Below are 12,798 nucleotides of genomic sequence, written 5' to 3'. Positions count from 1 at the left end.
GGCGCTCTGACCGACCCCGCGGCGCATCCGGGAACTCCGGACATCCGCGGGCCACTGCGGTACATGTGGTGGCTGGTTGCCAGCCAGTCGAAGCGGGTGGCGGGCGGTGCGCTGCTGGGCAGCAGCTGGATGGTCGGGCTGATGCTGCCGCCCTACCTGCTCTCACGGGCCATCGACGACGGACTGACCGCCGGTGACACCACGGCACTCGTCAACTGGAGCGGCGCCATACTGGCCGTCGGCCTGCTGAACGCCTGGTTCGCCATCATGCGGCACCGCACGATGACAAGGATCCGCATGGACGCGGCGTTCCGTTCCGTGCGCATCGTGACGGAGCACGTCACCCGGCTCGGCGCCATGCTGCCCCGACGCGTCTCGTCGGGCGAGGTGTTCACCATCGGCTTCGGCGACATCGCGCAGATCGCGAATGTCCTCACCATCACCGGCCCGGGCTTCGGCGCCGTGGTCGCCTACGCCGTCGTAGCCGTCCTGCTGTTCACCATCTCCCCGCTGCTGGCCGTGCTCGTCCTGCTCGGAGTGCCGGTACTGGTCGTCCTGGTCGGCCCGCTGCTGGGCCGGCTGCGAGGAGCGGAGTCGACCTACCGGGAGCACTCCGGGCGACTCACCTCCCGCCTGATCGACATGACGGAAGGGCTGCGCGTACTCAAGGGCATCGGGGGCAAGGACGTCTACGCCGAGCGCTACCGCAGCCACTCGCGGACGTTGCAGGCCGAGGGCTACCGCGTCGGTGCCATGACCAGCTGGGTCCAAGCGCTCGGCGTCGGACTGCCCGCCGTGTTCCTCGCCGCGGTGACGTGGGTGGCGGCGCGGCTGGTCGCCGAGGGCAGCATCAGCGCGGGCGAACTCGTCTCGGTCTACGGCTATGCGGCGGTGCTCGTGGTCCCGGTGTCATTCTTCATTGAGGGGGCGCACGACCTGAACCACGGCGTGGTGGCGGGGCGTCGGCTCATCCGCTTCCTGGCCCTGGAACCGTACACGGCCGATCCCGAAGCCGGACTCGACGCCCCCGGGGAGGACGCCGCACTGCACGATCCCGCCTCGGGTGTGGAGGTGAGGCCCGGGCAGTTCACCGCTCTGGTCAGCGCGCGTTCCGCGGACTCCGTGGCCGTGGTGGAACGTCTCGGCCGCTTCGCCGAGTCGGACGCCACCTGGGGCGGTGTCCCTCTGGCGCGGATCGCGCTGCGCCAGGTCCGCGAACGCATCCTGGTCGCCGAGAACGAGGCCGCCCTGTTCCCCGGCACGTTGTACGACGTCGTTCGCGGTCGCTCGGAGCGGGATCCCGACCGTGTGGACCGCGCGGTCGACTCCGCGATGGCCCGCGACATCGTGCAGGGACTTCCCGACGGATACGACTCCCTCGTCCAGGCAGGGGGACGCAATCTCTCAGGAGGCCAGCGCCAGCGCGTCCGGCTGGCACGCGCGCTGCTCGCCGAACCGGAGGTGCTGATGGCCCTGGAGCCCACCTCCGCGGTCGATGCGCACACCGAGGCGGCCGTCGCGGCACGGCTGTACGCCCACCGGGCAGGGCGTACGACAGTGGTGACCACCACCTCACCGCTGCTGCTCGACCGGGCGGACGTCGTCTGCTTCCTCGTCGACGGGCGGCTGGCCGCCACCGGTCCCCACAGCCGGCTCTTGGCCACACACCCCGACTACCGGCGCCTCGTCTCCCGGGGTCTTGACGAGCCTGCCGACGACGCCGGGAGCGACGCTCCCGGCCACACGGCACAGGAGAACGTGCGATGAACCACGCGGCGACCTCAACCGACCGAGAACCTCTCGTAGCCGGCCGGCCGCGGATTCTGCGTGCCGCCGCCGAACTCGTACGCCAGGACCGAACGGCCTTCGTCGCCATGGTGCTCCTCAACGCGCTGGCGGTAGGAGCGGGCCTGGTCGGGCCATGGCTTCTCGGCCGGATCATCGACGAGGTGCGCGGTGGCGCGGGAGTCGGCACGGTGGACCGGCTGGCAGCGCTGATCCTGGCCTCCTCGCTCGCCCAGCTGCTCCTCGTCCGCTACGCGCGCCGGGTGGGATATCGCTTCGGCGAACGCACACTGGCCCGCGTGCGTGAGCGGTTCGTCGACCGGATCCTCGCCCTCCCCGTCCCCGTGGTGGAGCGGGTCGGCACCGGCGACCTGGCGGTCCGCGGTACCGCCGACATCGGTGCGGTCGGAACGGCCATGCGTGACGCCGGGCCGGACGTCTTCATCGCCTCGATCCAGGTACCGCTCATCCTCGGCGTGGTCTTCCTGGCCAGCCCGCTGCTCGGGGTCTGCGGGGTCGTCGGTTTCGCCGGGATCGCCGTTGCCGTGCGCTGGTACCTGCGCCGTGCCCACCCCGCCTATCTGGCGGAGGGGGAGGCCAATTCGGCCCTGGCCGAACATCTGTCCGGTGCCGCTGCCGGAACACGCACCATCGAGGCGTTCGGGCTGGAACAACAGCAGATCGCGCTCTGCCTCGAACGGATCGACACCTGCTACCGGACGCGCATGCGGACGCTGCACCTGCGCTCGGTCCTCTTCCCGGCCGTCGACGTCTCCTACGTCATCCCGGTGGTCGGCGTCCTCCTGGTCGGCGGAGTGCTGTACGAGCACGACATGGTCAGCCTCGGCGCGCTGACCGCCTCCGTCCTGTGGCTGCGCCAGCTCTCCCAGCCGCTGGACACACTCCTGCAGTGGCTGGAACTCCTGCAGCGCAGCGAGGCCTCGTTCGCCCGCGTGGAGGGCATCGGCGTGCTGCTCGACGCCCAGGGGCAGACCGCCCCCACGGCGCCCGGCGCGGAGCCGGTCGACGACCGTATCGAGCTGACGCGCGTGCGCTATTCCTACGACGGTGCGCACGACGTCGTACGGGACGTCGACCTGACCGTACGGCCCGGTGAACGGCTTGTCCTGGTGGGGCCGTCCGGAGCGGGCAAGAGCACCTTGAGCAGACTCCTCGCCGGCATCGACGTGCCGGACAGCGGGTCGGTGCGCGTCGGCGGGGTCTCGCTGTCCGCGCTGCCGCCGGAGCTGCTGCGCCGCCAGGTCGTCCTGGTCACTCAGGAACAGCACGTGTTCATAGGGACCCTGCGTGACAACCTGTCCATGGCGGCGCCCACGGCGACGGACGCCGAACTCGCCGAGGCGCTCGCGGTGGTCGGCTGCGACTGGGCAGCGCATCTGCCCGACGGCCTGGACACGGAACTCGGCGACGGCGGGCACCACCTCGACGGAGCGCAGGCACAACAACTGAGCCTGGCCCGGGTGCTCCTGGCCGACCCGCACACACTGATCCTCGACGAAGCGACGGCGATGCTCGACCCGCGCAGCGCGCGGCGTACGGAGCGCACCCTGGCGGCGGTGCTGGACGGACGGACGGTCATCGCCGTCGCCCACCGCCTCCACACCGCCCAGGACGCCGACCGCGTAGCGGTGATGGAGGACGGCCGGCTCACCGAACTCGGCAGCCATGACGAGCTCGTGGCCGCGGGCGGAGCGTATGCCGGCCTCTGGAACTCGTGGCACGGCCGTTCCGCGGGTGTCTCTTCCTCGTGATCCGTCGACAGCATGGGAGCCGCTGATGGGCGCAGAAAACCTCGTACCGGAGGAAGACTCCGCCGAAGCACAAACGCTGCGACGGCTGTTCGCCGAGATCCTGGGCATCGCGTCCGTCGGGCCCGACGACAGCTTCATCGCCCTGGGCGGGGACAGCGTCACCACGCTGCGCCTGGTCACCCGGGCCCGCGAGGCCGGCTTGGAGATCGGCATCGAGGACGTCTTCGAGTCCGGAACGGTGGGCCAGCTGGCCGCTGTGGCGCGGGCCGCCGGAAACCGGGCGGCCGGGCCCCCTGCGGCCGTGGAGCCTTCCGCGGACATGACGCCGCCGAGCCAGGAGGAACTCGACGACATCGCCGCGGAGATGAGGGGGTAGCCGTGTCCCATTCCGACATCGAGGACGTCCTCCCCGTCACTCCCCTCCAGGAGGGGCTCTACTTCGAGTGGCTGTACCGAGAGGGGGAGGAGGGCTCCTACGTGCTCCAGGACACCCTGGAGTTCGAGGGGGCTCTCGACCCCGACCGGCTGGCCGACGCGGCGACGGCCGTGTTCGCCCGGCATCCCGCGCTGCGTTCAGGGTTCTGGATGCGCCCGGGCACGGGACAGCTCGTGCAGGTCGTGGGCAGAGCCGCGCCGCAGACGGTGACCACCGTGGACCTCACCGGGGTGGCCGAGGAGCGGCGCGAGAGCGAGCTGGCTGTGCTGCTCGCCGGTGAGCAGCGCCGTCGGCACGAGCTCGCCAAGCCGCCCTTGTTGCGCTGCGTGCTGGTCAGGCTCGGGACCGAACGCCATGTGCTGGCCCTGACGTACCATCACATCCTCCTGGACGGCTGGTCGGGCGCCTTGCTGCTGGAGGAGGTCGTCGACGCGTACGGCCAATCCCTCACTCCCGCGGAAGTGACCGCCCTGCCCAACCCCTACCGGGCGTACGGCTCGTGGCTGGCGGGACAGGACCGGGCGGCGGCCGAGCTGGCCTGGCGCGAGCACCTGTCGGGCTACCGCCCCGTCGGCCGTCTGGCGCCCGGGGCGGTCGGCAACACGGCGCTCGACGCCCGCCACCTGAAGCGCCGGATGGACCGGCATGCCACCGAGCGGCTGCGTGCCTGGACACGTGAGGGCTCCTTGACGCTCAACACGCTCGTCCAGACGGCCTGGACGATGGTGCTGGGCCGGCTCCGCGACAGCGACGACATCGTCATCGGCAGGACGGTCGGTGGCCGGCCCGCCGAACTCCCCGGCAGCGACCGCATGATCGGAATGTTCGCGAACACGGTACCGGCGAGAGCCCGCCTCGACCCCGCCGAGACCGTGGGGCACCTGTGCGGACGCCTGCAGCGCGAGCAGGCCCGGCTCGTGCGGCACGAGTTCATGGGGCTGGGCGCCATCCAGCGGCTGTGCGGACTGCGGGAACTGTGCGACACGGGATACGCGTTCCAGAACTTCCCCGGAACGCCCCGGCGGCCACGTCAGCGCGACCACGGCCTGCGGATCACCCCCGGAGGCGAGAACACCCCGCACTACCCGCTGGCGCTGACGGCCTCCTGCGACGACGGCGAACTGACCACCAGGCTCACCTATGCCGGCAGCCTGTTCGAACAAGCCGTGATGGAGAAGCTGGCGTCCGCCCTTCCCCTGGTGCTCGACCGGATCGTCACGGATCCGCAAGCCCGAGTCGGCGAGTTCGACGATCTCGGGATCGGGCTCCTGGCCCGTCCTGAGGAAGCGCCGGACGGCGGCCGGGGTGCGTCCGGGCCCACCGAGACCGGAACGGCGAGAGCGCTCATCGGACTGCTCTCCGAGATCCTCTACGTGCCCGAGGCGCGGATCGGGACGGACGACGACTTCTTCGAACTCGGCGGCGGATCACTGCAGGCGGCACATCTGTCCATCAAGGTCCAGCGGACCCTCGGCCTCGAACTCTCCGTGCGGCAGATCTTCGACCACCCGGTCATAGGCGACATGGCGCAGGTCTGTGCGGCCCAGCCCGCACAGCCGGCCCAGGAACGATAGGGGTGGCCGCCTTGGACCCGATCGCCACGGACACCGACATCCTCGCCCCCATGTCGGACCTGCAACGGCACTGGTGGGCCAGTGAACGGCTCTCGGCGGATCCCGCTCTGGTGATGCCCACGGCGATGAGCCTTCGCGGCAGGCTCGATGCGGAGGCGCTCGGTGCGGCGGCCAGAGCGGTCGCCCAGCGCCACGAGTCGCTGCGGACCAACTTCGGCAGGGTGGCGGGCAAGCCGGTCCAGATCATCCACAGCCGCCCCCGGGAACCGGTCGTCTGGACACAGGACATCAGCGACGTACCGGAGCCCGAGCGGCCCGCCGCCCTGCGTGAGGTGTTGGCGCGCGAGCACGGCCGTCCCCTCGACCTCGCGCGCGACCCGCTGATGCAGCTCGGTGTCGTGCGACGGGCGGAGAACGACTTCGTTCTCGCGCTGACCCTCCACCACATGGTCGCGGATGGCTGGTCGGTGGACGTTCAGTGGCGGGACCTGGCACGGGAGTACGCGCGTGTGCTGCGCGGCGGCCCGGAACCGGTGGACGCGCCGCCCCCGCAGATGCGCGACTGGGTCGCGCGGGAACAGCGGGTCGCCTGCGGGCCGAAGGCGGCCGCGGAGATCGCGTACTGGCGCCCGGTGCTGCGCGAGGTACGTCCTGTCGGGATCCCCGGCGACCTGCCGACGGGAGAGGTGCCCCCGCCGCACAGACGGTGCACCCGCAGATTCACCTTGCCCGAGGACGTGGGTACCGCCCTGATGGCATCGGCCAAGAAGTTCCGGGCGACTCCGCACATGATCGCCTTGGCCGCTTTCATGAGACTGCTGGGCCGCTGTGCCCAGCGGCCGGATGTCGCGGTGATCACCCTGTTCAACCGCCGGGGCGCCCCCGAAGTCGCGGAACTCGTCGGCTGTGTCCTGAATTTCGCGGTAATCGCCGTCTCCGTGCCGCCGGACGACGGGCCCGGGCCGCTCGTGCGCGTGGTCCGTTCCGCCCTCCTCGACGCCTACGAGCATCAGGAGATCTGTGCTCAGCGGATCTGGCGGGAGACCGGATTCTCGCCGGCCTCCGTCGACGTCATGTTCATTTTCGACCAGGAACCGCGTGCCGACGAACGGATCTTCCTCGGGGACGCCGTCCTCGAACCGCACGCCGAGGCGCAGGAGAACGAACGCGAACGGCCGGGCGTCGCGGCCCCCGGGATCAAGTTCCGCCTCCACCTGACGCGAGCGGGACTGACCGGCGGGATCGGGTACGACGCGAACCGCTACAGCCCCGCTTTCATCGACGCCTTTCTCGACGCGTACGCCACGTCGCTTTCGGAGACGGTCCTCGACTGAGCAGACCTGAGAGGGGAGATCCATCTCGATGCGCCCAAGGCATCTGGGAACCGAACCCGCACCGGAATCCGCCCTGCCAGGACTCGGCATGTCTCCCCACGCGCTCGCGGAGGCGGCCGGACTCGCCCTGACACAGCGCGACGGCGTGCCGGGGCCGGCGTCGGTCTGCGACACCGTGAACGAGCTGGCCGACCACGACCCCGACCGTGTGGCCTTTGCCGGCAGCGGCGGAAGGACGACGTACGGCCAACTCCGAGACAAAGTAGTGCGATTGCGGGCGATCCTGTTGGAGCGGGGCTGTGCCCCGGGCGATCGTGTCGCGGTGTCGGGACCACGCAGCCTGGATCATCCGGTCGCGTTCCTGGCCCTGGAGAGCCTCGGTGCCACGTATGTCCCGGTGGATCACCGGTGGCCGGCAGAGCGTCTGTCCCAGATCTTCGCCCAGACCAGGTGCGCGTACGTGCTGACGCACGAGGCCGGGCAGGAGGAGGGCTCCGAGGCGGAGCCTCAGGACTTCGCGCCCGCGCCGCTCAAGGCCGCGGCCGGCACACGGGTCGAACTGCTGTGGACCGCGGAGGCAGCCGGGCACGAACCGTCACCGCTGCCATGGACCCCGCCCCGCTGGACAGACCACCAGGCCCGGTACGTCATCTACACCTCGGGCAGTTCGGGAACACCCAAGGGCGCGGTCGTCGAACACCGCGGCATGATCAATCACCTCCGGCACATGGGCGAGGCCCTGGCGCTCACCTCCGGCGACGTGGTCGCCTTCAGCGCGCCGCCGACGTATGTCGTGTCGATCTGGCAGATGCTCGCGGCGCTCACCGTGGGTGCGACGGTGGCCGTCATCGACGACTTCGACACGACGCATCCCCGACTCCTGCTGCGGGCCCTCGGCGAACACCGCGTCACCGTCGCCCAGTTGGTCCCCACCATGATCGATCTCGTCGTCGAGGATCTCCGTCGCCGGGGACATGGCGACCCGCTCCCAGAGCTGCGCTGGATGATCGCGACGGGGGAGGAGCTGCGTCCGCGCCTCGCGGCCCGTGTGCTCGACGCCTTTGCGAACGCCCGCCTCATGAACGCCTACGGAATGAGCGAATGCTCCGACGACGTGGCTCAGCATGTAGTGCGACGGGAGGACACCCGGCGTTCGCGGCTGCCCGTGGGGCGGCCCATCGCGAACACGGCGCTCCACGTTCTGGTCGAGCAGGGAGAGAGCTGGCGCCCGGCCCGCCCCGGCGAGACAGGAGAACTGTTCGTCGGGGGGCTGCCGGTCGGCGGGGGATACGTCGAGGCCCAGGACGGACGCCCACCCGTCTTCTTCTACGACGAGATCGATCCCGGCTCCCCCACGCTGCGGCTCTACCGCACCGGCGATCTGGCACGCGTCGAGGACGGCCTCGCCTATTGCCTCGGCAGGGCGGACCGGCAGGTCAAAGTCAGGGGCATGCGGATCGAACTGGACGAGATCGAAGCGGTGCTGAGGCAGCACCCGGCCCTGGTGCACTGCGCGGTGACCGCCGAGGTGGGACAGGAGACCCAGCGTCTGCGGATCCACTATGTGGCCGCCGAGGAGGTGTCGGCGAAGTCGCTCCAGAAGTTCATCGACAGCAGACTCGCGCTGGTCCTGCCCGCGCACTGGATGAGATTGCGGGAGATGCCCGTGATGCGCAACGGAAAGATCGACTACCGGGCACTTGCTGCCCGATGAGAGGCGAGGCAGACATGAATTCCCCCTGGGACCCCCGGTTCGAAGCCCTGATGCGTGCGGCGTTGCGACTGCTGGAGCCCGATGAGCCGCTCCTGCCCGACCTGCGTAACGCCGACTACGGACTGGATTCCCTGGCCATGGTGCAACTGGTACTGGGAATTGAGGAGACGTACGGAATATCCATCCCCGACGACGTGCTGGACCCAGGACTCTTCACCACCCCGGAAATGCTGTGGAACACGGTGGCCGAACTGTGCGGCAGCGACTCCTCGTCGATGGCCTGACTCGCACGACCGACGGATAACGCGTCCAAGTGAGGAGGAACCGATGAAAGCCCCGGCACGAGATGTGGTCATGGCTGTGCTTCTCGACCTGGGGCTTCCCTGTACGGGAGCGGGCGAGAACGTCGCATTCGATCCGCTCGACTTGGATAACACGGCCGCGGCACTGGGACTGCCGTCGTCGCAGATGGTAGCGGTGCGCCGATGGACGAGGCCCCTCGCGCAGGCGCAGACCCTGGAGCACGAGCGCTGCGAGACGACGGATTCTCTGCCCTGCCCGGAACCCGGCCATGAGGGAGGCTGTGATTTCTCGCTGAGCCACCATTTGGCGTCGGCGCTGGGAGTATCGGCACGCTCGAAAAACGAGCAGATCGTGTCGCAAGTGGTCATGGCAACGCGGATCCACGACTTCGATGCGCCGTTCGATGTCGTGGCGGACGAGGCACGGCGGTTGGTTTTTCATCGAATTCCCGATGAACTCGCCATGGACATCGGGTTCCTGAAGGAAAACGGGACTGGCCGACTGCCGGTCAGCCGCTCGCCACCTCTGTCAGGTCGCGGCGGAGGTGGGCTATGTCACCAGACCGGCGGCCGGATTCTTCATCGGCGCTCCCTTCCCGTGCACACGAGCGTCCGCTACGGATCCGCGATCGCGACCGACTGCTGGCGTGACCAGGCGCTGGCCACCGCGCAGACAACACTGCGGAGGCTGGGGCTGGAGGTTGAGCTGTGCCTCGCCAACGATCCCTTCTTCGGGCGGACCGGGAAATACCTGGCCTCGGCACAGCGGTCCGAACACCTCAAGTGGGAACTGATCGCTGAGGTCGGGGACAGCACGCGGCAGGCCATCGCTTCTGTCAACTACCACAAGGACCACTTCGGCGAGGCGTTCGGACTGCGGCTGACCGACGGGGTGGCCGGCCACAGCGCCTGCGCCGCCTACGGCCTGGGCCGGATCCTGAAGACGCACCTGAAGCCGGACCGTCCCAAGAAAGGATGTTCCCAGTGCCACCAGCCATGTCTCCGTTCTCGCCGCAAAGCGGGCTGCTGCATGAAATATTCCATGACATCGCCCGGCACGCACCGCATCGCGTCGCGGTCACCGAGCCCGGCGGAACCTCCCTCACCTACGGCGAACTCGACTCGCGTGCACAGTTGCTGGCAGCCCGGCTCCGGGCGCAGGGCGTGGGCGGGGGAGACTTCGTCGGCCTGTGCCTGGAGCGTGGCGTCGACCTGATCGTGGGGCTCGTGGGGATCCTCAAGGCGGGCGGGGCCTATGTGCCGCTCGATCCGGATCACCCCGCGGCCCGGCTCGACCTGCTCATGGAGGACACGGGGCTGCGCACGGTCGTGGCCGGCACACGGACCGCATCCTGGTTCGCGGACCGAGACGTGCGCGTCGTCCGAGTCGACGAAGAGACGGTCGACGACAAGACGGTCGCCGAAGAGAAGAGGGCCGGAGCCCGCCGTGAAACCCCCGACGACGGCCAGGAGAACGAACCGGCCTATGTGATCCACACCTCCGGATCCACCGGGGTCCCCAAAGGGGTCGTGGTCGAGCATGGCAATGTGGTGCGGCTGTTCACGACGACCGCGGACCGCTTCGCATTCGGGGCCGACGACGTGTGGACGCTCTTCCACTCGGTGGGCTTCGACTTCTCCGTCTGGGAGATCTGGGGCGCGCTGCTGCACGGTGGGCGCCTGGTGATCGTCTCGCAGGAGGCCGTCCGGACGCCGGAGCGGCTGCTGGAACTCCTGGAGGCCGAGGGCGTCACCGTCCTCAGTCAGACGCCTTCCGCCTTCCGGGCCCTGATCGCGGCCGAGGGGTCGAGGCCCGACACGGCGAGGCTCGCCCTGCGGCTGGTGGTGTTCGGCGGCGAACGGCTGGACGTCTCCGCGCTGCGCCCCTGGATCGAGCGACATGGCGACGACCGTCCCGAGCTGGTCAACATGTACGGCATCACGGAGACGTCAGTGCATGTGACGGCACGGCGCATTCGCGCGGCCGACCTGCGGCAGCCGGAGGTCAGTCCGATCGGCGTCCCGCTGCCGGACATGCGCGTGAGGCTGGTGGACGAAGAAGGCCGGGTCGTCGGGACCGGAACTCCCGGTGAGATACAGGTCAGCGGTCCCGGGGTGACGCGCGGCTATCTCAACCGCCCCGAGCTGACCGCCGAGCGGTTCGTGGAGGAGGCAGGGCGCCGCTGGTACCGATCCGGGGACAGAGCGGCCCTGAGCGCCGACGGAGAACTGCTCTATCTCGGAAGGGCCGACGACCAGATCAAGGTACGCGGCTACCGCATAGAGCCCGGTGAGGTGGAACACTGCCTCGCCGGTCACCCGGAGGTGTCCTCGGCGGTGGTCGTCGCGCGCGACTACGAGGGGGACGTGCGACTGGCCGCCTATGTGCTGCCCGCACCGACCGCCGATGTGGCACAGCTGACGGGACGCCTGGCCGAGCACGCACGGACGTCGCTGCCGCTGTACCTGAGGCCCGCCGTGTACCGGCTGCTGGCCGAAGTGCCACTGACTCCGCAGGGAAAGACCGACCGCACAGCTCTCGACGCCCACCTGCTCGACGAGCCCGTGGGCGCACCGCCCCTCGTGGCCGCAACGGACGACCAGCCGGCCGGCGGGGCGAACGCGGCGGAGACCGCGGTCGCCCGCATCGTCGAGAAGGTGCTGGAACGGTCCGACATCCGACCGGACCAGGACCTCTTCGAGGCCGGCGCGACATCCCTGGCCTTTGCGCGAATCCTCGCGGAGACGCAGCGCGAGTTCGGCGCGAGCGTCGACCTCGCCTCGCTCGGAGACACCGCGTCAGTCCGGCGGCTGGCCGCCGCCGTCGAGTCCCTTGCCGTCACCACTCACGCACCGGCGACAGAAGGAGTATCCGCATGAGCGTCACACCGACCGCCGACCGTTCGTTCGCCCTGAGCCCCGAGGAGCTGAAGCAGTTCCACGAGCAGGGCTTCATCGGCCCTTTCAAGGTGTACGAGGTCGAGGAGATGCGCCGGATCTGGCGCAGGGAGCGCATCCAGCTCATGGATCGCAGCATGGCGGTATATCAGGGACACGCAGCGGAGTCCGGCAACACGAACATCTCCAACTACGACCGTCATCTGGATTCCGTCGTGCTCGCCGACCACATCACCAGGCCGCAGATCGCGGACCGGGTCAGCAGCGTGCTCGGCCCCGACGTCCTGTGCTGGCGCAGTGAGTTCTTCCCCAAGTACCCGGGCGACGAGGGAACGGACTGGCACCAGGCGGACACGTTCGCAAACGCCTCGGGAAAGCCGCAGATCCTGTGGCCCGAGGGCACGGAGGACTTCGGCGGCACGATCACGGTCTGGACGGCGTTCACCGAGGCCAACGAGGAAACCGGCTGTCTGCAGTTCATCCCCGGCACGCATCAGACCATGTTCTACGACGAGACGAAACGGATGCACTACGACCCGGACCGCATCAACCACGAGAGGAAGAAGGGCATCCGCCGCGGCTTCTTCGGTTACGACTATCGGGAACTGCAGAAGGACCCGGACTGGGAACCGGACGAGTCCCAGGCGGTCTCGATGGTGATGCGTCCGGGCGAGGCCATCCTGTTCTGGTCCACACTGATGCACGCCTCACTCCCGCACGCCGGCCGCACACAGGAGATGAGGCTCGGCTTCGCGGGCCGTTACGTTCCCACGTCGGTGCGGGTCTATCCGGACACGGACGTGGTGGAGGAGTACGGCGGCAGCGTCAGCCTGGAGCGGTACGGAGCCGTCCTGGTCAGCGGAGAGGACCGCTACGGCCACAACCGTCTGGCGACGGAGACCACCCGCGGCCACGCTTTCAAGCGCCGCGCCTGAACCGGTACATCCGAGGAGCCGGCGGGCCGTCAGCCCGCGATCGGCGAA

General features: G+C 69.5%; 9 protein-coding genes. All 9 read left to right on the top strand.

Annotated features, from left to right (window positions below; all coding sequences use genetic code 11):
• The first annotated feature begins 6 nt into the window (after positions 1-6).
• The 9 genes from ACFZDL_RS40850 (at position 7) to ACFZDL_RS40810 (ending at position 12,750) form a co-directional block, all read left to right on the top strand.
• A complete protein-coding gene (locus ACFZDL_RS40850; protein WP_391193865.1) occupies positions 7-1,767 on the top strand; it encodes an ABC transporter transmembrane domain-containing protein in 1,761 nt (586 codons plus the stop codon).
• Positions 1,764-3,557: an ABC transporter ATP-binding protein gene (locus ACFZDL_RS40845; protein ID WP_353595479.1), complete on the top strand. Its 1,794-nt coding sequence runs from the start codon at positions 1,764-1,766 to the stop codon at positions 3,555-3,557. Before ACFZDL_RS40850 ends, ACFZDL_RS40845 begins: the two co-directional genes overlap by 4 nt.
• A gap of 25 nt (positions 3,558-3,582) precedes the next feature.
• Positions 3,583-3,933 (top strand): phosphopantetheine-binding protein, encoded by a 351-nt coding sequence (locus tag ACFZDL_RS40840; RefSeq protein WP_353595480.1) that lies wholly within the window; start codon positions 3,583-3,585, stop codon positions 3,931-3,933.
• Between the two features lie 2 nt (positions 3,934-3,935).
• On the top strand, positions 3,936-5,567 hold the full coding sequence (locus ACFZDL_RS40835; RefSeq protein WP_353595481.1) for a condensation domain-containing protein: 1,632 nt from the start codon (positions 3,936-3,938) through the stop codon (positions 5,565-5,567).
• A 2-nt stretch (positions 5,568-5,569) separates the two neighbouring features.
• Positions 5,570-6,901: a condensation domain-containing protein gene (locus tag ACFZDL_RS40830; protein ID WP_353595482.1), complete on the top strand. Its 1,332-nt coding sequence runs from the start codon at positions 5,570-5,572 to the stop codon at positions 6,899-6,901.
• An 88-nt stretch (positions 6,902-6,989) separates the two neighbouring features.
• Entirely contained in the window at positions 6,990-8,615 is a 1,626-nt protein-coding gene (locus tag ACFZDL_RS40825; protein ID WP_353595483.1) for an amino acid adenylation domain-containing protein, read from the top strand.
• Between the two features lie 14 nt (positions 8,616-8,629).
• A complete protein-coding gene (locus ACFZDL_RS40820; protein ID WP_353595484.1) occupies positions 8,630-8,899 on the top strand; it encodes an acyl carrier protein in 270 nt (89 codons plus the stop codon).
• Between the two features lie 993 nt (positions 8,900-9,892).
• Positions 9,893-11,797, top strand: a complete 1,905-nt coding sequence (locus tag ACFZDL_RS40815) for an amino acid adenylation domain-containing protein (RefSeq protein ID WP_391193843.1) — start codon at positions 9,893-9,895, stop codon at positions 11,795-11,797.
• Positions 11,794-12,750 carry a chlorinating enzyme gene (locus ACFZDL_RS40810; protein ID WP_353595486.1) on the top strand — a complete coding sequence of 319 codons (957 nt, stop codon included), beginning with the start codon at positions 11,794-11,796 and terminating at the stop codon, positions 12,748-12,750. Before ACFZDL_RS40815 ends, ACFZDL_RS40810 begins: the two co-directional genes overlap by 4 nt.
• Positions 12,751-12,798 lie beyond the last annotated feature (48 nt).

The sequence above is a fragment of the Streptomyces sp. NPDC007917 genome, from assembly GCF_042959105.1.
GTDB lineage: Bacteria > Actinomycetota > Actinomycetes > Streptomycetales > Streptomycetaceae > Streptomyces.
This window is presented reverse-complemented; position numbering and strand designations above follow the sequence as displayed.

What these genes read in the sequence shown, in the direction of transcription:
- ACFZDL_RS40815 (WP_391193843.1), top strand. Translation starts at nt 9,893, where the DNA reads ATGTTCCCAGTGCCACCAGCCATGTCTCCGTTCTCGCCGCAAAGCGGG.
- ACFZDL_RS40840 (WP_353595480.1), top strand. Translation starts at nt 3,583, where the DNA reads ATGGGCGCAGAAAACCTCGTACCGGAGGAAGACTCCGCCGAAGCACAA.
- ACFZDL_RS40825 (WP_353595483.1), top strand. Translation starts at nt 6,990, where the DNA reads ATGTCTCCCCACGCGCTCGCGGAGGCGGCCGGACTCGCCCTGACACAG.
- ACFZDL_RS40845 (WP_353595479.1), top strand. Translation starts at nt 1,764, where the DNA reads ATGAACCACGCGGCGACCTCAACCGACCGAGAACCTCTCGTAGCCGGC.
- ACFZDL_RS40810 (WP_353595486.1), top strand. Translation starts at nt 11,794, where the DNA reads ATGAGCGTCACACCGACCGCCGACCGTTCGTTCGCCCTGAGCCCCGAG.
- ACFZDL_RS40820 (WP_353595484.1), top strand. Translation starts at nt 8,630, where the DNA reads ATGAATTCCCCCTGGGACCCCCGGTTCGAAGCCCTGATGCGTGCGGCG.